Source organism: Ramlibacter sp., assembly GCF_035627355.1.
In the GTDB taxonomy this organism is placed as follows: domain Bacteria; phylum Pseudomonadota; class Gammaproteobacteria; order Burkholderiales; family Burkholderiaceae_C; genus Ramlibacter.
The window spans coordinates 19,221-44,028 of sequence record NZ_DASPLW010000066.1 but is presented as its reverse complement, the minus strand read 5'-3'; the positions used below and the strand labels follow the sequence as shown (position 1 = coordinate 44,028).

Here is a 24,808-nt window from a genome sequence, read left to right as displayed (position 1 = left end):
CTTAGCAAAGACGGGCCGGCGCCGCTGTCGCGTGGCCGGCGCCGCTAGGCAGCTGGACTCAGCCCCCGGGCCGGCATCGTGCGCGACTTGCTGCGCACGGATCCGCTCGAGGGCTCGGCCGGCTCCTCACCGTCCAGCCGCGCCAGCTCGCACCGGAAGGCCTCGATGACTTCCGAGACACCGGGCTCGGACATCATGCTGAAGTGCGAGCCGGCGATCTCCGTCAGGCGGATCTCGCCCGTCACATGCTCGTCCCAGCCCAGCCAGGGGCCGGCGTACAGGTACAGCGTCTCGGCCTGCGCCGCCTTGAACAGCACCACTTCGCCGTCGTAGGGCTGCACGCGGTACTGCGCCTGCGCGTCGGTGAAGTTGCGGAACAGGTGGAAGTCCACCAGCTCCGGCGGCAGCGGCTCGCCGCGCGCCAGCTGCTCCAGCGCGAGCTGGTAGGACCGCTGCATCACGCGCGCGCGCCGGCGCCGGCTGGGCCAGTCGAGCGCGAACGCCAGCGACCAGTGGCGCTTGAGCCAGAGCTTCTGCAGCAGCGGAACCTTGCGCACCGCCGCGCTGGGCGACAGCGTGTCGATCATCAGGATGGTCTCGACCTGGGCGCCGCTGCGCACCAGCTGCTGCGCCATCTCGTACGCGATCACGCCGCCGCCCGAGTACCCGGCCAGCCGGTAGGGACCGCTGGGGTCGACGGTGCGGATCGCCTCCACGTACTGCGCGGCCATCGCTTCGATGGTGGACAGCGGCGGCAGCCTTCCATCCACCCCCTGCGCCTGCAGGCCGTAGAAGGGCTGCTGCGGCCCGAGCCGGTCCGAGATGACCTTGAAGTTCAGCACGTTGCCGCCGGCGCCGTGCACGCAGAAGACCGGCCGCCGGCCGGCGGCCCCGCGGCAGATCGCCACCAGCGGCGACCAGGCGCGCGGCAGCGGGATGACGTTGGACGCCGGTGCCGCGGTCGGCGCGGGCGGGCTGCCCATGCTGGTGTCCAGGTGCCCCGCCTGGGCCACCAGCTGCGCCAGGCCGGCGAGCGTGGAGCCCTGGAACAGCGTGGCCAGCGGCAGGTCCACGTTCCACTGCTTGCGGATGCGGGCGAACAGCCGCACCGCCGCCAGCGAATGCCCGCCGAGCGCGAAGAAGTCGTCGTCGCGGCCCACCTCGTCCACGCCCAGCAGTTCGCGCCAGATCCCGGCGATGACGGCCTCGACCGGATTGAGCTGGGCCGCCGACGCGGCCGGCGCCCGCGACGCCGCCACCGGTGGCAGCGGCCGCGGCGCCGCATCGCTCATGGCGCGGTGGATGGCCGACAGCGGGATGGAGGACACCACCAGTTCGCGCACGGCGGCATCCAGTACCCGCTCGAACAGCGCCGGCGCTTCCTCGGTGCGCAGGCCGCAGGCGAGCATGGCCTCGGCCAGGCCGGGCTCGCGGTGGGCCTGGCCGCTGGCGTGGCGCGACAGGGCCTTCGGATCGACGCCGCGCAGGCTGAAGCCTTCGATGGTGGCGATGGGTGCGCCTTCGGGCGTGTGCAGGCTGACGTCGAAGGCGGCGAAGCGGTCGCGGGCCGCCTCCTTGAGCCGCGCGCAGCTGACGCTGTGCATGGGCAGCGGCGCCACGATGCGGATGCGGTCCACCGACAGCGGCACGTACAGCGTGCCTTCGCGCTGCGCCGGCTCGAGCAGGTGCAGCCCGAAGGTGGCAGCGATGTCGGCCAGCGCCGGATGCATGGCGAAGACCTTCAGGTCGTCGGCGAACCGGGGCGCCAGCTGCATGCGGGCGACGCCCTCGCCGCGGCCCAGTCGCATGCCGGCGATGTTGTGCCAGCGCGGGCCGAAGTCCACGCCCCGTTGCGGCAGTTCGCCGCCACGCCAGTCGCCGGCCGGCAGCGGCGGCGCCGGCGGCAGCGTGCCGCGGTAGCGCGCCAGCCGGGCCCGCGCATGCTCCTGCCAGGGTTCACGGGCGTCGGCGCGGCTGCGCACCAGGAACTCGTAGCCTTCCGGATGGCGGTTCAATTCGATCCGCACGTCGCGGCGGCCGGCGCCGTCGAACACCATTGCTTCCTCGAAGGAGAGCGAGCGGATCTCGACGCCGCTGCGCGGATGCAGCTGCGCCATCGCGGCGCGGGCGATCTCGATGTAGGCCGTGCCCGGCAGCACCGGGCGGCCGGCCACCGAGTGCTCGCGCAGCACCCACAGGTCCTGGGCAGCGTACGTGGCCTCGAACACGGCGCCGCCGTCGCTGTCGGCGCGCACGCCCAGCAGCGGATGGACCGCGTGCGGCGTGGCCGCCGCCGCGCGCCCGTAGGCCCGCGCAGCCATGCCCTTGTCGGCCCAGATGCCCCAGTGGATGGACAGGCCGTCGGGGCGCGACGCGGCCAGCGCGTCGAGGAAGGCATTCGCCGCCACGTAATCCACCTGCCCGGGCGGGCCCAGCCACACGCTGGTGGAGGAGAACATCGCGAAGACGTCCAGCTCGCCGGGGGGCAGCAGTGCGTGCAGCACGCGCGCGCCATCCGCCTTGGGCGACAGCACCTGCCGCAGCGCATCGGCCGTCTTGGCGGCCATGGGCGCGTCCTGCAGCGTGCCGGCCGCGTGGAACACGCCGTGCACTGCGCCCCAGCGGCGCCGCGCGTCGGCGATCACCTCGGCCATCGCGGCCCGGTCGGCCACGTCGGCGCTGTAGACGGCCACTTCGCCGCCCGCCTTTTCGAGCGCGAGCAGCTGGCGCAGCACGCGGGCGGTGTCGCCCGGCTCCGTGGCGGCCGCCAGTGCCGGCCAGCTGCTGCGGGCCGGCAGCTTGCGGCGGCTCACCAGCGCCAGCCGGGCCTTGCAGCGCTGGGCAAGGAAGGCCGCCAGTTCCAGCGCGATGTCGCCCAGCCCGCCGGTGAGGAGGTAGACGCCGCGTTCGCGCAAGCGGGACGGGATGTCGGCCTTCGCCAGGTCGGGCTCCGCGAGGGGCTCGCCGCCCTCCGCACCGGCGCGGGATGGACCGGCGGCCGGCAGCTTCACCAGTTGTGCCACCCAGCGCGCGCCCTCGCGCCAGGCCACCAGGTCGGCACCCCCACCGGCGCCACGGCATTCGCCGACCACCGCTCGGCAGGCCGCAGCCGACGCGGTGTCCCGCGGGTCCAGGTCGACCAGCACGGTGCTGACGTTCGGCACCTCGCGCGGGACCACGCGCACCGGCCCCAGGGCCAGGCTGCGCACCGGGTGGGTAACGGGGCTGCCGTTGACACCCTGGCTGCCCGACGTGACCACCGCCAGCCGGACGGGCTGGCGCAGGTCCATGGCCTGCAAGGCCTTGGCGAGGTTCACCAGGCTCTCGAAGGCCAGGACCTGGTCCCGCGCCGCATCCCGGCCGTCCGCCTGCAGGCTCCACAGGTGCAGGACCTGGTCCGGCATCCGGCCACTGCCCTCCAGTTCGTTGAACAGTCGCTCGAAGGCGGCGGCGTCCGTCGGGTCCAGCGTGAAGCTGCCGTCGGCTGCGGCCGCGAACGCGGCGCCGCTGCGCACCAGCACGGCACGCCCGCCCTCGTCGGCGATGCGCCGCAGCACGCCGTGGGTGGTGGCGTCGTCGCCACCCAGCACCAGCGCGTGCAGCCCCGGTTCCGGGGCGGGCGCCACCGGCAGCGGCGCCGGGCTCCACTGCGGGACGCCGAACCAGTCGTCCATCTGCGGCAGGCGGCGCACGCGCTGCGTCGGCGCTTCGTCCGGGCCGGCCGCATCGGTCAGCAGCGCACGGCCCGGTTCGATCCAGTGGCGCTGGTGGTCGAACGCATAGGTGGGCAGCGAGATCCGCCGGGGCGAGCCGCCCCCGCGCACGGCCGCCCAGTCGGGGGTGATCCCGCGCGTCCACAGCGCGCCCAGCGACGCGAGGATGAGCGGCAGGTCGTCGCCCTCGTCCTGCGCCTTGCCGGTGGACGGCAGCACGGTGCGCGGCTGGCCGCGCAGGTTCTGCCGCGCCAGGGCGCACATGCCCTGGCCCGGCCCGACTTCCAGCAGCACCGCATCGCCCATGGCCAGCACCGTGGCCAGGCCCTCGGCAAAGCGCACCGGCTGGCGCAGGTGGCGCACCCAGTAGTCGGCGCCGGACAGCAGCGCCGCGTCGGCCCAGCCCCCGCTGAGGTTGGAGATGAACGGAATCGCCGGCTGCGACAGCCGGATGCGCGCCACTCCCTCGCGGAAGCGATCCAGGATGCCGTCCAGCAGGCGGGAATGCGCTGCCACCCGGATGTGCAGGCGCCGCCCCTCGTGCCCATGGGCCGCCAGCCGGCGACCCAGTTCCGCGATCGCGGATTCGGCGCCCGATGCGATGCACAGGTCGGGCGCATTGACCACGCCGACGTCCAGTTCCAGGCCCTGCGCCAGCGACAGCAGCTCGTCCTCCGCCAGGTCGACCGACAGCATCGCCCCCGGCGGTGCCTGCTCGAACAGCACGCCGCGCAGCACGACCAGGGACAGCGCATCGTCCAGGTCCATCACGCCGGCGATGACCGCGGCCGCGTACTCGCCGGCGCTGTGGCCGATCACCGCCGAGGCACGCACGCCCCAGCTCTCCCACAGGCGGGCCAGCGCGTACTCGAGCACGAACAGTGCGGGGATGTTGTAGCGCGGCTGCTCCAGCCGGCGCGCCGCGTCCGCGTCGCCCTTGTCGCGCTCGAACATCAGGGCCCTCAGGTCGGCCGGCGCGTCGGGCGGCATGCGCCGGAAGCACTCGTCGACCGCCGAGCGGAAGGCCGGTTGCGCGAGCAGGTCGCGGCCGGCACCCGGGTAGCTGGCGCCGCCGCCGGGGAACATCATCACCACGGCCGGTGCGTGGGCTGCGGCCTTGCCGCCGGCGACTTGCGCGGACGTGCGCGTCTCCAGGGCTGCCGCGAGCCCCGCTACGTCGCGCGCGACGAGCGCGCAGCGATGCGGGAACGCGCGCCGGCCCTCCTGCGTGGTGAAGGCGGCGTCGTGCAGGCTGAAATCGGCCGGCGGACGCGCGAGGAAGTCGCTCCACTTGGCCTTGAGCCGCTCCAGCGAGCCCGGCGTGCGGGCCGACAGCGTGATCACCTGCCAGGGCTGCCCGGCCGGAGCCTGCGACACGACGACGGGCGCTTCCTCCAGGATCACGTGCGCATTGGTGCCGCCCACGCCCAGCGAATTGACCGCTGCACGGCGCGGCTGTGCTCCTCGCGGCCAGGGCCGCGCGCGGTCGACCACGCGGAAGGGCGTGTTCTCCATCTCGAAGCGGCTGTTGGGCCGCTCGAAGTTCAGCGAGGCCGGGATCAACCCGTGCCGCAGCGCCAGCGACACCTTGATCAGCGAAGCGGCGCCGGCGGCGGTGTCGAGGTGGCCGATGTTGGTCTTGATCGAACCCAGCCCGCAGAAGCCGCGGCCACCCTCGCCATAGGCCTGGGTGAGCGCGGCCACCTCGATCGGGTCGCCCACCGGCGTACCGGTGCCGTGCGCCTCGATGTACTGCACGCTGCCGGGCTCCACGCCGGCCACGGCCAGCGCCTCGACGGCGCAGCGGGCCTGCCCGTCGACGCTGGGCGCGAGGTAGCCGGCCTTTTGCGAGCCGTCGTTGTTGACGGCCGAGCCGCGGATCACCGCATAGATGTTGTCGCGGTCGCGCAGCGCGTCCTCCAGGCGGCGCAGCACCACGACGGCGGCGCCGCTGCCGAACAGGGTGCCGCCCGCGTTCTCGTCGAAGGCGCGGCAATGCCCGTCCGGCGACAGGATCTCGCCTTCGGCGAAGCGGTAGCCCTGGCGGTGCGGCAGCTCGATGCTGGCCGCGCCGGCCAGCGCCATGTCGCACTCGCCCGACAGCAGGCTCTGCGCCGCCACGTGCACGGCCACCAGCGAGGTGGAACACGCCGTCTGGATGCCGAGGCTGGGCCCCCGCAGGTCCAGCAGGTAGGACACGCGGGTGGCCAGGAAGTCCTTGTCGTTGCCGGTGTGGCGCAGCAGGAACAACCCGATCGACTGCCTCAGCTCGGGGTTGGTCAGCAGGTTGTACGGCAGGTAGGCCTGCATGCCGCAGCCGGCGAACACGCCGATGGCGCCCTCGAAGGACTCGGGCGGATGCCCCGCGTCCTCCAGCGCCTCCCAGGCGCATTCGGTGAAGTGGCGGTGCTGCGGATCGAGGATGGCGGCGTCGCGCCGCGAGAAGCCGAAGAACTCGGCGTCGAACATCTCCAGGTCGGGCAGCACCAGGCTGGCGCGCACGTAGTTGGGATCGGCCAGTTCCGCATCGCCGACGCCGGCGGCGCGCAGTTCCTCGTCGGTCAGCCACTGGGTGGCCTCGCGCCCGGCGGCCAGCAGCTGCCACAGCTCGCCCGGCGTGCGCGCGGCCGGGAAGCGCCCGGCCATGCCGACGATGGCGACGCAGCCGGGCTCGATGGGGGGCACTTGTTCACTCATCAGGATTGGGTCTGGAGGCTTCGGTTGCGCAGCATGCGGCGCGCCTGGGCGCGGCTCTGGCCCTGGGCGACGGCCGAGGAGGCGCCGCCGCCGCCCAGGTGCGCGGCCAGCGCCTGGATGGTGGGCAGCCGGAACATGTCGGTGATCGAGACCTCCTGCCCGGTGGCCTCGCGCAGCCGGCGCTGCACCTGCACCACCAGCAGCGAGTGGCCACCCAGGTCGAAGAAGTTCTCCGTGGTCCCCACCGCCTCCAGCCCGAGCACGTCCTGCCAGATGGCGGCGATGGTTTTCTCCAGCGCGTTCTCCGGCGCCGCCGACGGCGGGGCCGCGATGGCGCCGCTGCGCACCACGCTACCGGCGCGCGGATCGGGCAGCAGCTTGCGGTCGATCTTGCCGTTGGGCGTGGTCGGCAGCGTCGGCAGCACCAGCACCGACTGCGGCACCATGATCTCGGGCAGTGCCTGCGCGACCGCCTCGCGGAGCCGCGCCGCCTGCAGGGTCGCACCCGGCCGGGGCGACACGTAGCCGGCGAGGAAGTGCTGGCCGGCGCTGTCGGTGCGCGCCACCACCACCGCCTGCTTCACGCCGTCCTGCCGCAACAGCACGCTTTCGATCTCGCCCAGCTCGATGCGGTGGCCGCGGATCTTGACCTGGTGGTCCATGCGGCCGAGGAACTCGAGCGTGCCGTCCGGCAGCCGCCGCACCAGGTCACCGGTGCGATACCAGCGGCGGGCCGGCTGCTTCGAGTCGGGCACGAAGCGCTCGGCCGTCAGCTCCGGCCGGTGCAGGTAGCCATCGGTCACGCCGTCGCCGGCGATGCACAGCTCGCCCGGCACCAGGGCCGGGCATTCGGCGCCCCAGGGCGTGCGGATCGACAGCTGCGTGTTGGCGATCGGCCGCCCCAGCGGCACCCGATCCTGCACCCGGTCCAGCTGGCAGGTGGTGGACCAGACGGTGGTCTCGGTCGGCCCGTACATGTTGACCAGCACGCCTTTCACGCAGCCGCGCAGCTGCGTCGCCATCTCCAGCGGCAGCGCCTCGCCGCCGACCAGCAGCACCTCCAGCTTCGACAGCGCCGCGCGGCCGGGCGAGTCGGCCAGCAGCATGGCGGCCATGGACGGCGTGCACTGCAGGTGCGTCACGCCGTGCTGCAGCACCTGTTCGGCCACCGTGACGCGGCGCGGCAGCGCCTGCGCGGCATGGCTGGCCTCCATCACGGCCTTGAGGTGCGGCAGGCTGGCCAGCACCTCGTCGGGCGCAATGCCGAAGTCGATCAGGCAGGCGATCTCGTCCACGCCCGCCGCCTGCACCTTGCCGACCAGTTCCAGGCATCGCTGCGGCGTGCCGATCAGCGCGCTGGTGCCGTAGTAGCGTTCGAACGCATGGTCCAGCAAGGCATCCATGTCCTGCTCGGACAGCGGCGCCGACTCCATGATCTCGAGCGGGCTCTTGCCGCTGGCGGAGGCTCGCTCGACGAACGTGGGGAACGACCAAGCCGCCTGGCGCACCAGGTCCACCGCGCTGCGCAGGTACTGCTTCATCGGGCCACGCGCCATCTCGCGCGCGCGGTCCTCGTCGGGATCGACGAAGGTGTGCAGCATCAGCGTGACGTGGCCTTCGCCGGGATGGCCAGCCTTGAGCCAAGCCGCCCGGTACAAGGCGAGCTTCTCCGCCACGTCCTCGACCTTCTGGCCCAGCAGGTGGGTCAGCAGGCGGCAGCCGAGCGCGCCCGCCTGCTCGAAGGTCTTGGGGTTGCCGGCGGCCGTGATCCACATCGGCAGCTCGGGCTGCACCGGCCGCGGCAGGGTGCGGATCGCCACCGGCTCGCCCTTGGGCCCGGGGAAGGACACCGTCTCGCCGCGCCACAGCCGGCGCACGGTGTCGATGCGGTCCAGCATCTCGTCCTGGCGCTTGGCGAAGGCTTCCGGCATCAGCACGAAATCGTTGGGCTGCCAGCCGGACGCGAAGGCCACGCCCACCCGGCCCTGCGAGATGTTGTCCACGAAGGCCCAGTCCTCGGCGATGCGGATCGGGTGGTGCAGCGGCGCCACGCAGCTGCCGGCCCGGATCTGCACCCGCGAGGTGATCGCGGCGATGGCCGCGCTGGTCACCGATGCGTTCGGGAACAGCCCGCCGAACGCATGGAAGTGGCGCTCGGGTGTCCAGACCGCCGCGAAGCCTTCGCGATCGGCGAAGCGCGCGCCCTCCAGCAGCAGGCGGTAGCGGTCCTTGGGCTCGTTGTTCTCGTCGCTGGCGAAATAGAACAGGCTGAAATCGGTGGCCCGGCCGGCGGCCGTGGCGTCGTCGGCGTGCAGCACCACGGCGACCCCGCGCGCCAGGGTCCAGCACAGCTCCAGCACCGAGATGTCGAACGACAGGCTGGTGACGGCGAGCCAGCGCGCGCCGTCGCTTCGCGGCACTCGTTCGTCCATGCCGGCGAAGAAGTTCATCACGTTGCGGTGCGTGACGACCACGCCCTTGGGCTTGCCGGTGGAGCCCGAGGTGTAGATCACGTAGGCGGCGCGGCGCGGGTCGGCGGCCGGCAGCGCGGCCGGCAAGGGCGCCGCGGCGCCGGGCTCGTCGATGCGCAGCAGGCGCTGCGCCGGCAGTTGCAGCGCGGCCGCCGTGGCGCCGCTTGCCAGCACCAGCGGCGCCTGCGAATCCTCGACCATGAACTGCAGGCGCTCCTGCGGATAGTCCGGATCCAGCGACAGGTAGGCGGCGCCGGCCTTGAACACGCCGAGCACCGCGACCAGCAGCTGGGGCGTGCGCGGCAGGCACAGGCCGACGATGTCGCCGGGCCGCACGCCGCGTGCCAGCAGGCGCTGCGCGAGCGCGGTGGATTGCTCGTCCAGCTGGGCCGCCGTGAGGCTGTCGCCGGCACCGGTGACCACGACCTGCCCCGGCGCGCGAGCCAGCTGCGCGGCGATGGCCTTGTGCACGGCGCCCTGTTCGTCGAAGGCCACCTGCGTCGCATTGAGCTCGTCCAGCGCGCGCTGCTCGTCGGCACCGAACAGCGGCACGCGCGAGACCGGTCCGTCCGACGCCGCGAAGGCGTTCAGCCAGGCGCCGAGCTGCGCCGCCATCGCCATGCCCGTTTCGGCATCGAAGGCCGCGCCGTCGAGCACCAGTTCGAGCGAGCGCTCGCCGGCATCAGGCCGGACCAGCAACTCGCAGCCCTCGGGGCGTTCGCACGGGCGCAGCGAGAGCGCCACCCGGGCGATCGCCGGCATCGGGGATTGCCGCTCGCCCAGGCGCCAAGGCAGGTCGCGCGTGGGCGGGCCGGCCGCACGCGTGCGCGCCAAAGCCGATTCAGCCGCGCCCACCGCCTGCAGGGTGGTCGTGGCCGCATCCGTTTGCAGGGCCACCGGCACCCAGTCGCTTAACCAGGGCTGCAGGTCCCTCGCCTGCTCGGCCAGCGACGCATCGGTGTAGAGCACGCAGGCGGTGCCCTGCCCCGTCAACGCGGCCAGCCAGGCGTGGAAGGCGGCCAGCGTGGTGGCGCCGTGCGCGGGCGCCTGCAAGGGCAAGGTGAGCTCGGCGGCCCCGGCCGCCGGGTGGGTCCGCCTGGGATAGGGCAACTCCACCGGCGTGGCCGCATGCAGCACCTCGGTCCAGTGCTGCTCGCCGCGCGCAAGGGACTCGCTGCGCTGCGCCAGTTGCGCGACGGCCGCGGCGGGCAGCGCCAGGCAGTCATTCGGCGCCAGGCCACTGGTCGCGTGGCCCTGCAGGTCCGTGACCCCGGTCAGCAGCACGTCCGCATCGGCGGCCGCCACGCGCATGGCATCGCCCTGCACCGAGAGCACGGTGCCCGGCGTGGCACCGCTTCGCTGGCCGGTCGGCTCGGCCCCACGCACGGCGAGCAGGCGGTCGCCGGCGAGGACCTTGGCCCGGCCCAGCGGATTGGGGTACTGGCCGAAGTCCAGCGCGCGCACCAGCGCTACGAGCTCCGCAGCGGGCCGCGAGAAATCGAGGGTGCCCAGCGCCGGTGGCCGGCGGTGCCGGCCGAAGTACTGCCGCTCGCCCTGCTGTTCGACCAGGGTCGGTTCGCCGCGCGCCAGGTCCTGTGCGATGGCCGTGAAGCTGGCGAGGCCGGCCTCGTAGCACTTGGCGTTGAGGCTCAGCGCCGTCTCCTGCGGCGAGATCTCGAACGAAGCCTGCCGCACGATGCGGCCCGCATCGGCGCGGGCCGTCATCTCGTGCCAGGTCACGCCATGGCTGCGTTCCTGCGCCATCAGCGCCCAGCAGGTGGCGTTCAGCCCGGCGTACCGGGGCAGCAGGGCGTCGTGGAAATTGATGGCCAGCTTGCGCGCACGGGCCAGCACCGCCGTCGGCAGCATGCGCAGGTTGGCCACGCTGAACAGGTAGTCGAAGCCGGGAAGGCCGGCCAGGGCCGCTTCCCAGCCGGGCTCGATACGGATCGCGGGAATGCCCTGCTCCCCCGCCCACCCCAGGTGGGCCTCGCTGGCCGACGCCACGGCCACCACCTCGTGTCCGGCGCTGCGCCAGGCCTGCGCACATTGCACGAGCAGGCTGCCGTCACCCACGAACACCGCGCTTGTCTTCATCCCTGTCCCTCGCTTCACGGGTTACGAACTGAAAATGCTAGGCATCGAGTCGAGCCAGCAGTCACCAGACTTACAACTTGTCTCGGCTTTCTGCGGTTGGGCAGGGGGCCTGGGCGCCAGGGCCTCCAGTTCGACCCATTGCACCGGCGCCGCCTGCGTGCAAGCCAGGCTGAGGACGTGCGTGGCCGGGCCCGGCATCCGCATCACCACCAGCCCGCTGGCGCTGCGCGCCTCCCCGACCAGCACCTCGAGGCAACCGTCGCCGCAGGGCCGCAGCGCGATGCGCGGATGCGAGGTGGACAGCCCCAGGCCGCGGGCCTTCCAGTAGGCTTCCAGCGCGGTCCAGTGCGCATAGAAGGCCTCGTCGTCTTGCGGCGGCTGCTCGCCGTGGTCCATGTACGCCTCCAGCAACCCGGCGTCGACGCCGTCGCGCAAGAGCTCGACGTCGATGCCGACCGGGCCGCGCCAGTCCACGGCCACCGCCACCAGCCCGCGGCTGCGGGTGAGGCTGAAGAACGGCGCGTCGCCGCCGTTCCCCAGGAGCAGCGGTTGCCCGTGCGGGCCGCTGCCGAATCGCACCTCCTGGGGATCGATGCCGAGGGCCAGTCCCAACGCCATGCGCCGCATGGCATGCGCGACGACGAACGCGCGCCGGTCGCTATCGAACTGCAGCCGGGACGCCCGTTCGCGCTCCATCGGATCGAGCATGCCGGCGAAGGCCTGGCAGGCGGCGCAGCCGAGACCGTCCGGGTTCGCCGTCCACACTTGCACCCCACCTTGCATGCCAAGTTCCCTGTTGCACAGCCGTTGCGCCCTGTTGCCGGGGATGTTTGCATGGGCATTCCGCGTTGTGGGCGCGCCCCGATGGCCCTTACGGACTACCCGAAGGCGCGACTACAGCCCGGCAAGGCCGGGTCCTACGAGCAACCTCGTGCATTGGCACATGATTCGACGCACGAACCTGAGCCAGCACCGCCATGCAGCACGACACCCAGGAGCCCGCCACGGCCCAGCGGACGGCCCGGCGGCCGATCGCGATCCTCTCGTACCACCAGACCACGCGGCCGCCTGCGCGCGGCACGCCGGTGCGATCGCTCGTGCTGCCGCCGCGCCGCTTCGCCCGGCAACTGTGGTGCTTGCGCCTGCTCGGCTGGCGCGGCCTGTCCCTGGGCGACCTCGAGCCCTACCTGAGCGGCGAGAAGACGGGCAAGGTGTTCGGCATCACGCTGGACGACGGCTACCTGAACAACTTCGAGGAAGCCCTGCCGGTGCTGCGCGAGGTGGGCTTCACCGCGACCGCCTTCATCGTGACTTCGCAGATCGGCGGCTCCAACGTGTGGGACCACGGCAAGGGCGCGCCGCCGGCGCCGATGATGGACCTGGGCCACCTGCGCGCGTGGCTGGCCGCCGGCATGGACATCGGCGCGCACACGCGCAACCACGTGAACCTGTGCACCTGCGACGCCGAGACCGCACGCGCGGAAATCGCCGGCAGCAAGCACGACCTGGAACAGGCACTGGGCATCGAGGTGCGCAGTTTCTCCTACCCCTACGGCGAGCACCGTCCCGAACACGTCCAGATGGTGCGCGACGCCGGCTACACGCTGGGGACCACCATCGTCAGCTCGCGTGCCCGGCCGGATGACGACCCGGCCTGCCTGCCGCGCATCTCGGTCCACCTGCACGACCGGCTGCCGCGCGTGCTGGCCCAGGTCACCACCGACTACGAGGACTGGCGCATGCGCCGGAACCGGTCGCATCCCAACTCGCGCTGGTACCAGCCGCCCCAGCCCGGCGTGCCGGGCATGGGCTCCGGCGCGACCAGTTCCTGATCAGGTCAGGTCGAAGCGGCGGCGACCGCGGCCGGCGGCTGCATCAGCAGGCGGTCGGCGCCGGTGTAGCAGAGGAAGCGCCGGTTGAGCGCGCGCCCGACGGTGCACAGGCCGAGCTGCTGCGCCACCTGATGGCCCATCTGCGTCATGCCGCTGCGCGACACCACGATGGCCACGCCCATCTGCGCCGACTTGATCACCATCTCGCTGGTGAGCCGGCCGGTCGTGTAGAAGACCAGGGGCTCGTCTTCCGCGGCGTCGTGCGACGACAGGCCTTGCAGCCACATCCAGCCGGCGATGGTGTCGATCGCGTTGTGCCGGCCGACGTCCTCGACGAAAAGCAGCAGCTCGCTGCCGCGGAACAGCGCGCAGCCGTGCACCGAGCCGGCCGACTTGTAGGTGCTCTCCTGGTGGCGGATGGCTTCGAGGATGCCGTACAGCGCCTCCTGCCTCAGCACAGCCGGCGGCAGGCGCAGCGAGGCCACCTCGTCCATCAGCGCGCCGAACACGCTGCCCTGGCCGCAGCCGGTGGTGACGATGCGGCGCGCGGTGCGCTCCTCGATGCGCGCGATGCCGCCGCGCGTGCGCACCGCCGCACTGGACACCTCCCAGTCGACGGTGACCGACTCCACCTCGTCCGGCGAGTGCACCAGCCGCTGGTTGCGCAGGTAGCCCAGCACCAGCCACTCGGGGTGCGCGCCCAGGGTCATGAGCGTGACCAGCTCGCGCTTGTCGACGTAGATGGTGAGGTCGCGCTCGGCCGGGATGGACACGCGCTGGTGCTGGCCGTGCTCGTCGAGCACGTCCACTTCCTGGGTCAGCGGGGCTTGCGCCCGGGTCAAGCGCGGCAACATCGCCGCCAGTTTATGCGGCGGGCGCAGGGCGGCGCGGGCCAGGGCTACTTGCTCGCCGGCGCCGCGGCACCGGGCTTCATCTCGGCTGCTTCGGGACGCACGCTGGGGGGCGTGGCGGCCGTGCCGGCCGGCGAGTGGGCGCCGGACGTCTCGAGCGGTTTTTCCGATGGCGCGGTGTAGGCGAACGGGCCGGGATCCACGCAGGGCGCCGCCGGCGCGGCCGCCACCGGCGTGCCCGCTGCAGCGGAGCCCGAGGCAGGACGGGCGGCCGATGCGGCAGCTGCAGCCGCTGCCGGAGCCGGCTGGGACGGCTGCGCCGCGGCCGTGGCCGGCGCGGCGCTGGAGGCCGCCGCCGGCTGCACGGCGCCCGCCGGCACCTGCACCTTGGACTTGCCACCGAACTTGCCCGCGATGCGGTCCTGCGCCTTGCACAACTGGTACGCCGAGACCTTGGCGGTCCAGGCCGCCTTGGCCTTGGTCTCGTCGGCCTTGGCCTGCGCCTCCGGGGTGAGCGGCGGGAGCTTGGCGAAGGCGGCGCTGCCTGCGACAGCGGCCAGCAGCGCGGCGGAAAGGAGGCGCAGCTTCATGGTGGGGTTCCTCTCAGGCGGGACGGACCTGTTCCGGGGCAGCGCCCGGCTCGCGGGACTGGCTGCTGCGCACGGCCGGGACGCGGCCGGCCTGGATGGCTTCGTGCCAGTACGCGTGGTGTTCCTGGGCCCAGGCCTCGTCCACCCAGCCGTGTCGCATGGCGTCGTAGGCGCCGCGCATGCCGATGGTGCCCAGGTAGATGTGCAGCGTCATCATGGCCATCATCAGGATGGTGGCCGTGGCGTGGATCATGTGCGCCTGCTGCATGGTCCCGCGCACGTAGTCGATGCCCGGGATCAGGTGGTCCAGCACCAGGCCGGATCCAACCGCGACCAGTCCCAGCACCAGCACCGCGATCCAGAACAGCACCTTCTCGCCGGCGTTGAACCGGTGCGAGGGCGGCTCGTGCCGATCCTTGCTGAAGGCTCCTCCGGCCCTGGCCAGCCACCGCAGGTCGCCCCGCTGCGGGAACTCGTCCTTGATGAAGGTGATGATGACCACCACCAGCGACACGGCGAACAGCGGGCCGGCGAAGTTGTGGATGTTCTTCAGCGCGTAGGTCAGCCAGCCGAACAGGGTCTGCCCGATCAGCGGCAGCAGGAAGGCGCGCCCGAAGGCCATGATGATGCCGGAGACCGCCAGCAGCACGAAGGCGATGGCATTGGCCCAGTGCGCAGCACGCTCGAACGGGGTGAAGCGTTCGATCCGACGGCCGCCACCGCCCACCGCCGGCTGGTGGCCCAGGGGCCCGCGGGCGAAGTAGTAGATGGCCAGCGCCCCGATGGCGATCAGCAGCAAGGCGCCGCCGTAGGGGATCAGCCAGTTGTTGCGAACCTGCCGCCAGGCTTCGCCGGCCGTGGTGGGGCGCGAGCCGGGGTATTGCACCTGCTCCTGGATCAGCACGCCGGCCTCCGGCGCCTGCTGCTGGGGCAGGCTGCTGTAGCCCTCGATCCCGTCCTTGACCTTGCGCCACATGGGCGAGTTGTTGCCCGGTTGCACTGCGTTGCGCTGGCCGTTGTCCTGGTCCATGTAGCCGGGCTCGCTGGACGCATCCCGCTTGACCTCGGGCTTGACCTCGAAGATGTTCTGGCCCTGGATGCCGCCCGGCGCGGGCGCCGGATCGTCGAGCGAGCGGGCCGGCGCAGGCTGGGTGGCGGAACTCTGGCCCTGCTGGGCCGGGGCCTGGGCGGCGGCCGGTGCGACCACCAGTGCGGCCAGCGCGAGGAGCGCGGCCGCGAACAGTTCAGTTGACCTTGGTGTAGTCATTCTGCCCCCGCTGCGTGCGCGTCTTCAGGTGCTGCTCCCAGCTGGCGCGGTCGCCCGGCTTCCAGCCCGTGGTGACGAAGGGCTTGCCCGTGCCCTGGAACAGCGCGGCGTCGCGCTTGCTGCCGCTGGCGGTCTGCGGCTCCTCGCCGCAGGCGGCAAGGACGAACGCGGCGGCCCCGATGACGATGGCGGTGCGCATCATGACTTCTGCCCTCCCGGCTGGCCCGCCTGGCGGGAGCCGTAGGCCGTGCCCCAGCCCCACACCTCGGCCCCCTTGCCGCGCTTGATCACGCGATTGCGGAAGATGTCGGCCACCGTGTCGCCGTCGCCGCCGAGCAGGGCCTTGGTCGAGCACATCTCGGCACAGGCCGGCAGCTTGCCTTCGGCCAGCCGGTTGCGCCCGTACTTCTCGAACTCGGCCTGCGAGCCGTGCTCTTCCGGTCCCCCGGCGCAGAAGGTGCACTTGTCCATCTTGCCGCGCACGCCGAAGCTGCCAGAGGCCGGGAACTGCGGCGCGCCGAACGGGCAGGCGTAGCTGCAATAGCCGCAACCGATGCAGGTGTCCTTGTCGTGCAGGACCACGCCTTCCTCGGTGCGGTAGAAGCAGTTGACCGGGCACACCGCCATGCAGGGCGCATCGGAGCAGTGCATGCAGGCGACCGAGATCGAGCGCTCGCCGGGCACGCCGTCGTTGAGCGTCACCACCCGCCGGCGGTTGACGCCCCACGGCACCTCGTGCTCGTTCTTGCACGCGGTCACGCAGCTGTTGCACTCGATGCAACGCTCCGAGTCGCAGATGAATTTCATTCGTGCCATGTCCGTCTCCCGTCAGCGAGCTAGGCCCGTTCCACGTTGCACAGCGTGGTCTTGGTTTCCTGCATCATGGTCACGCTGTCGTAACCGTAGGTCGTGGCCGTGTTGACCGCTTCGCCGCGGACCACCGGGGCCGCCCCCTTCGGGTAGTAGGCCAGCAGGTCGGCGCCCATCCAGCGCCCCGCGAAGTGGAACGGCATCCAGCACGTGTCGGGGCCGACCCGCTCCGTGACCAGGGCCTGCACGTTCAGTTGCGCACCCGTCGGCGTCTTGAGCCAGACCCGGTCGCCGTTGCGGATGTTGCGGGCCGCGGCCGCCTTGGGGTTGATCTCCACGAAGGCTTCCTGCTGCAGCTCCGCCAGCCAGGGGTTGGAGCGCGTCTCGTCGCCGCCGCCCTCGTACTCGGTCAGGCGGCCGGAACTGAGGATCAGCGGAAACTTCTCGTGCACCTTGTCGGCCAGGTTCTTCTGCTGCAGGGTCTTGTACAGCGTGGGCAGCCGCCAGAACGCCTTCTTGTCGTCGTGCGTCGGGTACTTGGCCACCAGGTCCGGCCGCGGGCTGTAGATAGGCTCGCGGTGCTGCGGGATGGGGTCGGGGAAGTTCCAGACGATGGCCCGCGCCTTGGCGTTGCCGAACGGGTGCACGCCGTGGTTCTTCATGGCCACGCGGATCAGGCCGCCCGAAAGGTCGGTCTTCCAGTTCTTGCCCTCCGCTGCGGCCTGCTCGGCCGGCGTGAGCTCGTTCCACCAGCCCAGCTTCTTCATGAAGACGTGGTCGATCTCGGGGTAGCCGGTGGTGATCTCGCAACCCTTGGGGAACGACCCGTCCTCGGCCAGCAGGTTGACCCCGTCGCGTTCGACGCCGAAGTTGGCGCGGAAGCAGCCGCCGCCGTCCATCACGTGCCGCGTGTTGTCGTACAGGTTGGCCGAGCCCGGGTGCTTGAGCTCGGGGTTGCCGTAGCAGGGCCACGGCAGGCCGTAGTAGTCGCCTTCGATGTCGTAGCCGGTCTCCGGGTCCTTGACGCTGCCCTTGGCCTTGAGCGTCTTGACGTCGAAGTGCGCCATCAGCTTCATGTGCGCCTTGAGGCGTTCCGGGCTCTGGCCGGTGTAGCCGATGGTCCAGTTGGACTTGTTGATCTCGCGGAGGATGTCCTCGGGCACGGGTTCGTCCATGCCCTTGATCTTCTGCATCTTGAAGTTCTTGACCAGTTCCTTGCCGAAGCCGAGCTTCTCGGCCAGCTGGTACATGATCATGTGGTCGCTGCGGCTCTCCCAGATCGGGTCGATCACCTTCTCGCGCCACTGCAGCGCGCGGTTGGAGGCCGTCACCGAGCCGCTGGTCTCGAGCTGGGTGGCCGCGGGCAGCAGATAGACCGCGCGATTGGGGTTCAGGTCCTCCGGCCGGCCGGGCATGGCCGCCATCGCCGCCGTCGCCGACGGATAGGGGTCGATCACCACCAGCAGGTCCAGCTTGTCCATGGCCCGTTTCATCTCGGCGCCGCGAGTCTGCGAGTTGGGCGCGTGGCCCCAGTAGACGACGCCGCGCAGGTTGGGCCCCTGGTCGATCAGCTCGTTCTTCTCCAGCACGCCGTCGATCCAGCGGGAGACGGTGATGCCCGGCTTGGTCATCAGCTCCGGGCTGGCGAAGCGGCCCTTGATCCACTCGTAGTCCACGCCCCAGACCGCGGCGTAGTGTTTCCACGAGCCTTCGGAGATGCCGTAGTAGCCGGGCAGCGAATCGGGGTTGGGGCCGATGTCGGTGGCACCCTGCACGTTGTCGTGGCCGCGGAAGATGTTGGCGCCGCCGCCCGACACGCCCACGTTGCCCAGCGCCAGCTGCACCAGGCAGGAGGCGCGCACCATGGCGTTGCCGATCGAGTGCTGCGTCTGGCCCATGCACCACACCAGCGTCGAGGGCCGGTTCTTGGCCATCATCTCGGCGGCCTTGAACAGCTCCTCCTCGGTGACGCCGGAGGCCTCGAACACCTTGTCGGGCGTCCACTTGGCCAGCACTTCCTCGCGGACCTTGTCCATCCCGTAGACGCGGTCGTTGATGTACTTCTTGTCCTCCCAGCCGTTCTTGAAGATGTGGTACAGCAGGCCGAACAGGACCGGGATGTCGGTGCCGGAACGGAAGCGGATGTACTGGTCCGCCTTGGCCGCGGTGCGCGTGAAGCGCGGGTCGGCCACGATCATCTTGCAGCCGTTCTCCTTGGCATGCAGCATGTGCAGCAGCGAGACCGGGTGCGCCTCGGCCGCATTGGAGCCGATGTAGAACGCGCACTTGCTGTTCTGCATGTCGTTGTACGAGTTCGTCATCGCGCCGTAGCCCCAGGTGTTGGCGACGCCGGACACCGTGGTCGAGTGGCAGATGCGCGCCTGGTGGTCGCAGTTGTTGCTGCCGAACAGGCTGACGAACTTGCGCAGCAGGTACGACTGCTCGTTGCTGTGCTTGGACGAGCCGATCCAGTAGACCGAGTCGGGCCCGCTGGCCTTGCGCAATTCCTCGATCTTGGCGCTGACCTCGTTGAGCGCCTGGTCCCAGGAGATGCGCTGGTACTTGCCGTCCACCAGCTTCATCGGGTAGCGCAGGCGGAACTCGCCGTGTCCGTGCTCGCGGATCGCCGCGCCCTTGGCGCAGTGCGAGCCCATGTTCAGGGGCGAGTCGAACACCGGCTCCTGCCGCACCCACACGCCGTTCTCGACCACAGCGTCGATCGCGCAGCCCACCGAGCAGTGGGTGCACACGGTGCGCTTGACCTCGATGCGGCCGTTGCCGACCGCGGCTTCGCGGCCGCCCTCGGCGGCGCGCGCCTTCTTCACCAGCGACAGGCTGCCGGCGGCGACGCCGACGCCCACGCCCAGTCCCGATCGCCGCAGGAAGGCGCGCCGGTCCATGGTGGGCAGCGCATGCGACAGCCCGCGCTGCAGGCTGTTCACGAAGGGCGAACGCTCATCGGCGCGCGCAGCCGCGTGGCTGGCGCCCGTTCTCTTGGTCAGCAACATGGGTAGCCCCCGTGGTGAAGGGTTAGAGACGGGTGGTCTCGTAATAGCGCTTGACGTGCTCGGTGAGCCGGTAGCCGCCGCCGCGCTCGGGGGGTTGCGGCTTGTCGGCCTGCGCCTCGTTCTCCTGGCGCGCGGCTGGCAGCAGTCCGGAGGCTGCGACCAGGGCGCCGGTGGTGGCGGCACCCGCGAAGAGCGTTCTGCGCGAGAGCTTGGTCGGGGTCTTGCTCATGCTTTCTCCTTTGCGCTGCGTGGAGCGGCGAAGAGCCTTATGCAATAGGCAGCATATCCATTCGCAGCCGTTTGGGCACAGGGTAAGTGCCCGATACCAAAGTACTCCTGCCCGTCGCACGCCTCTGGAGAGAGTGACAGCTTCACGCCCTCGCGGGGGCGAGAACTCGGGTAAACCCGAGCTTCAGGCGAGCAGGTCGAAGCCTTGCTGTTCGACCTGGAAGAAGGCCTGGGAGAAGTGGGCCAGCGCGGCGTAGAGCCGGGCCGACGGATGCGCTGCGACCGTGTTGCACATCTCCGCGACCCACGGCTGCAGGTGGGTGGCGAAGAACTCGCGCTGTCGCGTCAGGTTGGAGACCGCCACGTCGTCGCCCGCGATCAGGTAGCGCATGACCTCGCAGAGATAGGCCACGTGGTCCTCGGTCTCGGGCATGGCGGCCTCGTCGCGCGTGAGGCCGAGCGCGCGCAGGTCGTCGCGCAGTTGCGCCAGCGGGCGCTCGTTCAGGAAGCCGGTGAGGTAGTGCGAGCCGAACAGGTAGACCTCGGGCTTGCCCACGCCGCCGAAGAGCGCGTCGTACTCGTCCCGGGCCTGGGCGGCCGTGGTTTCGCGCGCCACGCCGACGAAGGCGCGCCAGGGCTCCTCGAGGAAGGCGCCCGATGCGGGCGCTTCCGTCACCGCGACCTGCAGGCGCCCGAGCAGTTCCTCGGGCGGCGGTGCATACCAGAGCTGGGCGAGCAGGCCGTAGACCTCGGCGCGCGCCGTCTCCTCGTCGAGGGCCGAGGAGCGGGGTGGCAGGACTTCAGACATCGGTGATCTTCACCTCGTCGGTGGCGGAGTAAAGGTCGATCACGCGGCAGTCCGCGCACATCTTCAGGCGCTCCAGCGCAGCGCCCTGGAACATGGCATGGCCGGCCAGGCGGGCCAGCATGGCTTCGATCGCCTTGCCGGTGCCGAAGGGCTTGCCGCATCGCACGCAGGCGTAGGGCTGCGCCTCGTTCAGCACGCGCGGCTGCTTGCGCTCGGGCCTCGCCAGCAGCCGGGGCTGCAGGCTGATAGCCTGCTCGGGGCAGGTGCCCGCGCACAGCCCGCACTGAACGCAGTTCTTCTCGATGAAGCGCAGTTGCGGCTGCTGAGGGTTGTCGAGCAGCGCGCCGGCCGGACAGGCCCCGACGCAGCTCATGCACAGGGTGCACTTGCCGCTGTCCACCACCACCGCGCCGAGCGGCGCGCCCGCCGGCAGGGCGATGTCCTCGGGCCGCTTCGGCGCGTGCTCGACCAGGTGGTCGAGCGCGAGGTCCAGCGTCGCCCGCTTCTCGGCCAGCACCGCGAACCGGGCCGCTTCCCGGGGCACGACCCCACTTTGCCCGGCGAGCCGCTGCAGGTCCTGGTCCAGGTCCATGGCGTTGCGGCTTTGCAGCAGGCTGAAGTGGCTGCCCGAATAGCCCAGGCCTTCCAGCACCGCCTGCGCCACCTGCATCTGCAACTGCAGCGCCTCGAGGTACTGCGGCGCTTCCTCGCCGGTGGCCAGCACGGCCACGTGGCTGGCGCCCTGGGCGACCGCGGCCAGCCATACCTCGATCCCGGTGCTCGCGACGTGCCACAGCGCCAGCGGGATCACGCGCGCCGGCACCCCTTCAGCCGCGCCCACGCGCGCGGCGCGCCCGAGTTCCTCCACCAGCGTCCGGCCGCGCTCCTGCGAGTGCAGCAGCAGGATGGGCGCGCGCCCGCCCGCCTTGTCGTAGGTGGCCAGCAGGGTGCGGATCCTGGCGCCCTGGTCGGTGGCCCGCGGGTAGGCGTAGGTCATCGCGCCGGTCGGGCACACGGTGGTGCAGGCGCCGCAGCCCACGCACAGGTGGAAGTTGACCTTGACCTGCTGGCGGGCCTTGTCGCTGGAGATCGCCTCGGCCGAACAGACGTCCACGCAGGCGTTGCAGCCGATGCGGCCGTTGCGCGTGTGGGCGCAGAGCTTCTGCTTGTAGGCGACGAAGCGTGGCTTGTCGAACTCGCCCACCAGCTCGCGCAGGCGCAACATGGCCTCCAGGGCGGCCGCGCCCTGGGCCTTGGCCGGCGGCAGGTGGAAGTAGCCCTGGGGCACCGCGTGCTGCAGGAAGCCGGGCTGCTCGCGCAGGTCCAGCACCAGGTCGAAGCTGTCGGTGTGGGCGATGGCCTCGCGGGTGAAGTCGATCGCACCGGCGGCCTCGCACACCTTCACGCAATCGCGATGGCTGCGGCAGGCCTGCAGGTCGATCTGGTAGTCCAGCCCGATCGCGCTTTCCGGGCAGGCCGCGATGCAGGCATTGCAGCGCGTGCACAGGTCCAGGTCGATCGGGTTGTCCTGGGTCCAGGCCAGCTCGAAGGCGCCCAGCCAGCCTCGCAGGCCGTCGATGCGGCCCGCCAGCACCGGCCAGCGGCGCTCCTGCGAGCCGCTGCCGCCGGTGGACATCAGGGTGGTGCGGAACTCGTCGCCGGCCAGGGTGGCGAAGCGCTCGGCTTCCTCCAGCGGGCCGATCACCAGCAGGCGCGCGGCGCTGCTGTCGTAGGCCACCGTGGGCACCGGCTCGGGCTCCGGCAGCCGGGCTGCGGCCAGCAGCGCTGCGATCTTGGGACCCGCGGCGGCTGCGTCCCGGCTCCAGCCGCCGGTTTCGCGGATGTTCACGAAGCGCACCGGCGACACCGCGCCTTCGGTCTGCCGGCCGATGTCGCCGAACAGCCGCTTTTCCTGGGTGCAGGCGACCACCACCTCCTCGCCGCTGCGGATCGCCTGCTGGTAGGCAGCAGCCTCGCGACGGCACAGGGTGGAGTGAAGCGTCAGCTTCTCATCCAGGGCCCGGCCGAGCGCCTGGGGATCCAGGGGCATCGTCCGGTTGCAATTGCAGATCAGCGTGGCCATGGTCGGGTCCTGCCGGCGGCGGCGACTCCCGGGACTCCTCGGCCGCCTCGCCATCGGCCGACTGTGCCACGGATGCCGCAGCCGGGTCCTCCGCATCATCCCTTGGCCCGCCGCGGGGGTCGTCCTTGCGCTCGTCCTCGCGGAACCAGCCGAGGAAGTGGGCGGTGGCCAGCTGCCGCACGGCCGACTCGGGCAGCGGATCGGGCTTGCCGTAGTCGTCGATGTAGACGTCCAGGCCGTCCATCACATTGAAGTGGGGATCGGCGAAGAGCTTCTTCAGCGCGGCGTTCTTCACGTCGGCCGGCACATCGCGGCGCACGAATCGGGTGAAGTCGGACTCGGGGGTGAGGGCCTGCGTGTCTTCCAGGGTCGGGGGCGCTTCGGCGGCCGCTGCATGGGCTTCGTCGGTTCCTGCCTGAACCTCGTGCGGACCGGAGGCGGAGGTGCCAGCCGTGCCAGCCGGATCCTGGCCGGCATCGCTCCCTCGCGCGCGCACGGACGGCTGGGCCGAAGGATCCCGCGCCAGCTCCGGCTCCGCCGGCACCCGCCCTTCCTTGACATCCATCTTGCGCCGCGACCAGCGGCCCAGGAAACCTTCAGCCATCGGGGCCTCCGCCGAACTTCTTGAGGGTGGTGACCGAGGCCGGGTTGCCGAAGCGGTCCTGCAGCGGCCGGAAGCTCTCGGGCCGCTTGCGCCGGCGCGGTTCCGGCACGTAGTGCGCATCGGCGAAGGCCCGCATCCACTCGACCACCTCGGGCGGCGCGGGCACCTGCTCCACGGTTTCCTGCGCATCCAGCCAGCGGCCCGCATCGTGGTAGCTCAGGCTGACCACCACCGGCCGGGCGATCGGTTCCTCAGCGACGGTGGGCTCTTCTTCCATGCGCCACATCACGAACCAGCCAGGCGCGGCGGTAGTCGCGTTCAGGTAGTAGCCCTCCGCGTCGTCGCGGAACAGCTCGACGGTGAAGCCGGGATGCAGCCACAGCTCGCTGCGCTCGTCCGTGTGGATGCGCCGCACCTCGGTGCCGAACCCCGGCTGCTGCAGCACCACCTCGTCCAGCATCCAGCGCCAGGGTTGCCAGCGGTTGTCCAGGCGGTCGCGCCGCATGACGACGGCGACGTCCAGCGAAGGCCTGTTGCTCATGATGTCTCCGTCACCCCGCAAGGTTCGGGCCATCTTAGCCCCGGTGGGGAAACGGGGTCGGGCGCCGCGGAGAAAAACGGCTCAGGTGCTCTTGGACACCCGGATGGTCGGGATCTTCGAGCTGAAGTCCTTGGACTGGCCGGCGACCTTCACCGCCATCTGCCGGGCCACGCTCTTGTAGACGCCGGCCAGTTGGCCGTCGGGATCCGAGACCACGGTCGGCTTGCCGCCGTCGGCCTGCAGCCGGATGGCCATGTCCAGCGGCAGCGAGCCCAGGTAGTCGATGCCGCGCTCGGCCGCGTAGCGCTTGCCGCCACCCTCGCCGAAGATGTGCTCCACGTGCCCGCAGTTGCTGCACACGTGCATGGCCATGTTCTCCACCAGGCCCAGGATGGGCACGCCCACCTTCTCGAACATGGTGACGGCCTTGCGGGCATCGATCAGGGCGATGTCCTGCGGCGTGGTCACGATCACCGCGCCCGTCATGGGCACCCGCTGCGACAGCGTGAGCTGGATGTCGCCGGTGCCGGGCGGCAGGTCGACGACGAGGTAGTCGAGTTCGCGCCAGTTGGTCTGGCGCAGCAACTGCTCCAGCGCCTGGGTGGCCATGGGGCCGCGCCAGATCATGGCTTCGTCCTGGTTGACCAGGAAGCCGATGGACATGACCTGCACGCCGTAGTTCTCCAGCGGCTCCATGGTCTTGCCGTCCTCGCTGGTCGGCCGCCCCTCGATGCCCATCATCATGGGCTGGCTGGGCCCGTAGATGTCGGCGTCCAGCAGGCCCACCGACGCGCCCTCGGCCGCCAGCGCCAGCGCCAGGTTGACCGCCGTGGTGCTCTTGCCCACGCCGCCCTTCCCGGACGCCACGGCGACGATGTTCTTCACCTTGGGCAGCAGCTGCACGCCGCGTTGCACGGCATGCGGCACCACCTTGGTCGTGACGTTGACCGAGACGTTGGACACCCCCGGCACGCCCCTGGCCGCCGCCACCAGGGCCTGGCGCAAGGCCGGCACCTGGCTCCTGGCCGGGTAGCCCAGCTCGACGTCGAAGGCGACGTCGCCGCCGTCGACCTGCAGGTTCTTCACCGCCTTGGTCGAGACGAAATCGGTTCCCGTGTTCGGGTCCTTGACGGCCGCGATCGCGGCCAGCACTTGTTCGGAGGTCGCCATGGACCCCATTGTTGCAGGCCGCGTGCATCTTCCGTCCG

General features: G+C 71.3%; 16 protein-coding genes. 1 reads left to right on the top strand and 15 read right to left on the bottom strand.

The genetic code is table 11. From position 1 onward, the window contains the following. Positions 1 to 44: 44 nt before the first annotated feature. The 3 genes from VEC03_RS15620 to VEC03_RS15610 are packed head-to-tail and all read right to left on the bottom strand — an operon-like array spanning position 45 to position 11,749. On the bottom strand, positions 45 to 6,410 hold the full coding sequence (locus tag VEC03_RS15620) for a polyketide synthase (protein ID WP_324917029.1): 6,366 nt from the start codon (positions 6,408 to 6,410) through the stop codon (positions 45 to 47). Then, positions 6,410 to 10,978 (bottom strand): MupA/Atu3671 family FMN-dependent luciferase-like monooxygenase, encoded by a 4,569-nt coding sequence (locus VEC03_RS15615; RefSeq protein WP_324917026.1) that lies wholly within the window; start codon positions 10,976 to 10,978, stop codon positions 6,410 to 6,412. Before VEC03_RS15615 ends, VEC03_RS15620 begins: the two co-directional genes overlap by 1 nt. Before the next feature lie 21 nt (positions 10,979 to 10,999). Further along, positions 11,000 to 11,749, bottom strand: coding sequence for a 4'-phosphopantetheinyl transferase family protein (locus VEC03_RS15610; protein WP_324917023.1), 750 nt, complete (start codon positions 11,747 to 11,749; stop codon positions 11,000 to 11,002). A 206-nt stretch (positions 11,750 to 11,955) separates the two neighbouring features. On the opposite strand from VEC03_RS15610, the gene VEC03_RS15605 reads away from it, so the two are divergent. Beyond that, positions 11,956 to 12,810: a polysaccharide deacetylase family protein gene (locus tag VEC03_RS15605; RefSeq protein WP_324917020.1), complete on the top strand. Its 855-nt coding sequence runs from the start codon at positions 11,956 to 11,958 to the stop codon at positions 12,808 to 12,810. 5 nt (positions 12,811 to 12,815) lie between these two features. On the opposite strand, the gene VEC03_RS15600 is transcribed toward VEC03_RS15605, so the two are convergent. The 12 genes from VEC03_RS15600 to apbC form a co-directional block, all read right to left on the bottom strand. Further along, positions 12,816 to 13,664 (bottom strand): formate dehydrogenase accessory sulfurtransferase FdhD, encoded by an 849-nt coding sequence (locus VEC03_RS15600; protein WP_324917017.1) that lies wholly within the window; start codon positions 13,662 to 13,664, stop codon positions 12,816 to 12,818. Between the two features lie 44 nt (positions 13,665 to 13,708). Next, positions 13,709 to 14,251: a hypothetical protein gene (locus VEC03_RS15595; protein WP_324917014.1), complete on the bottom strand. Its 543-nt coding sequence runs from the start codon at positions 14,249 to 14,251 to the stop codon at positions 13,709 to 13,711. A 13-nt stretch (positions 14,252 to 14,264) separates the two neighbouring features. Continuing rightward, the gene (locus VEC03_RS15590; RefSeq protein WP_324917011.1) at positions 14,265 to 15,518 is read right to left on the bottom strand and encodes a formate dehydrogenase subunit gamma; all 1,254 of its coding nucleotides are present in this window, start codon (positions 15,516 to 15,518) and stop codon (positions 14,265 to 14,267) included. Next, entirely contained in the window at positions 15,496 to 15,720 is a 225-nt protein-coding gene (locus tag VEC03_RS15585) for a hypothetical protein (RefSeq protein ID WP_324917009.1), read from the bottom strand. Before VEC03_RS15585 ends, VEC03_RS15590 begins: the two co-directional genes overlap by 23 nt. Then, positions 15,717 to 16,334 (bottom strand): formate dehydrogenase FDH3 subunit beta, encoded by a 618-nt coding sequence (gene fdh3B / locus VEC03_RS15580; RefSeq protein ID WP_324917006.1) that lies wholly within the window; start codon positions 16,332 to 16,334, stop codon positions 15,717 to 15,719. The genes VEC03_RS15585 and fdh3B overlap by 4 nt, the downstream gene beginning before the upstream one ends. Before the next feature lie 20 nt (positions 16,335 to 16,354). Beyond that, complete coding sequence (locus VEC03_RS15575) at positions 16,355 to 19,336, bottom strand: formate dehydrogenase subunit alpha (RefSeq protein ID WP_324917003.1); 2,982 nt, start codon at positions 19,334 to 19,336, stop codon at positions 16,355 to 16,357. A gap of 22 nt (positions 19,337 to 19,358) precedes the next feature. Beyond that, entirely contained in the window at positions 19,359 to 19,565 is a 207-nt protein-coding gene (locus VEC03_RS15570) for a formate dehydrogenase (RefSeq protein ID WP_324917000.1), read from the bottom strand. 183 nt (positions 19,566 to 19,748) lie between these two features. Then, entirely contained in the window at positions 19,749 to 20,372 is a 624-nt protein-coding gene (locus tag VEC03_RS15565) for a TorD/DmsD family molecular chaperone (RefSeq protein ID WP_324916997.1), read from the bottom strand. Further along, positions 20,365 to 22,422, bottom strand: a complete 2,058-nt coding sequence (locus tag VEC03_RS15560; protein ID WP_324916994.1) for a 4Fe-4S dicluster domain-containing protein — start codon at positions 22,420 to 22,422, stop codon at positions 20,365 to 20,367. The genes VEC03_RS15565 and VEC03_RS15560 overlap by 8 nt, the downstream gene beginning before the upstream one ends. Beyond that, complete coding sequence (locus VEC03_RS15555) at positions 22,382 to 23,059, bottom strand: DUF3306 domain-containing protein (RefSeq protein ID WP_324916991.1); 678 nt, start codon at positions 23,057 to 23,059, stop codon at positions 22,382 to 22,384. Before VEC03_RS15555 ends, VEC03_RS15560 begins: the two co-directional genes overlap by 41 nt. Next, positions 23,052 to 23,600: a DUF3305 domain-containing protein gene (locus VEC03_RS15550; protein ID WP_324916988.1), complete on the bottom strand. Its 549-nt coding sequence runs from the start codon at positions 23,598 to 23,600 to the stop codon at positions 23,052 to 23,054. Before VEC03_RS15550 ends, VEC03_RS15555 begins: the two co-directional genes overlap by 8 nt. Before the next feature lie 81 nt (positions 23,601 to 23,681). Continuing rightward, a complete protein-coding gene (apbC, locus tag VEC03_RS15545) occupies positions 23,682 to 24,770 on the bottom strand; it encodes an iron-sulfur cluster carrier protein ApbC (RefSeq protein WP_324916985.1) in 1,089 nt (362 codons plus the stop codon). Between the last annotated feature and the right edge of the window lie 38 nt (positions 24,771 to 24,808).

Excerpts from the sequence above, each read along its gene's own strand:
- VEC03_RS15620 (WP_324917029.1), bottom strand. The coding sequence starts at position 6,410 with ATGAGTGAACAAGTGCCCCCCATCGAGCCCGGCTGCGTCGCCATCGTC.
- VEC03_RS15615 (WP_324917026.1), bottom strand. The coding sequence starts at position 10,978 with ATGAAGACAAGCGCGGTGTTCGTGGGTGACGGCAGCCTGCTCGTGCAA.
- VEC03_RS15605 (WP_324917020.1), top strand. The coding sequence starts at position 11,956 with ATGCAGCACGACACCCAGGAGCCCGCCACGGCCCAGCGGACGGCCCGG.
- VEC03_RS15600 (WP_324917017.1), bottom strand. The coding sequence starts at position 13,664 with ATGTTGCCGCGCTTGACCCGGGCGCAAGCCCCGCTGACCCAGGAAGTG.
- VEC03_RS15595 (WP_324917014.1), bottom strand. The coding sequence starts at position 14,251 with ATGAAGCTGCGCCTCCTTTCCGCCGCGCTGCTGGCCGCTGTCGCAGGC.
- VEC03_RS15590 (WP_324917011.1), bottom strand. The coding sequence starts at position 15,518 with ATGACTACACCAAGGTCAACTGAACTGTTCGCGGCCGCGCTCCTCGCG.
- VEC03_RS15585 (WP_324917009.1), bottom strand. The coding sequence starts at position 15,720 with ATGATGCGCACCGCCATCGTCATCGGGGCCGCCGCGTTCGTCCTTGCC.
- fdh3B (WP_324917006.1), bottom strand. The coding sequence starts at position 16,334 with ATGGCACGAATGAAATTCATCTGCGACTCGGAGCGTTGCATCGAGTGC.
- VEC03_RS15575 (WP_324917003.1), bottom strand. The coding sequence starts at position 19,336 with ATGTTGCTGACCAAGAGAACGGGCGCCAGCCACGCGGCTGCGCGCGCC.
- VEC03_RS15570 (WP_324917000.1), bottom strand. The coding sequence starts at position 19,565 with ATGAGCAAGACCCCGACCAAGCTCTCGCGCAGAACGCTCTTCGCGGGT.
- VEC03_RS15565 (WP_324916997.1), bottom strand. The coding sequence starts at position 20,372 with ATGTCTGAAGTCCTGCCACCCCGCTCCTCGGCCCTCGACGAGGAGACG.
- VEC03_RS15560 (WP_324916994.1), bottom strand. The coding sequence starts at position 22,422 with ATGCCCCTGGATCCCCAGGCGCTCGGCCGGGCCCTGGATGAGAAGCTG.
- VEC03_RS15555 (WP_324916991.1), bottom strand. The coding sequence starts at position 23,059 with ATGGCTGAAGGTTTCCTGGGCCGCTGGTCGCGGCGCAAGATGGATGTC.
- VEC03_RS15550 (WP_324916988.1), bottom strand. The coding sequence starts at position 23,600 with ATGAGCAACAGGCCTTCGCTGGACGTCGCCGTCGTCATGCGGCGCGAC.
- apbC (WP_324916985.1), bottom strand. The coding sequence starts at position 24,770 with ATGGCGACCTCCGAACAAGTGCTGGCCGCGATCGCGGCCGTCAAGGAC.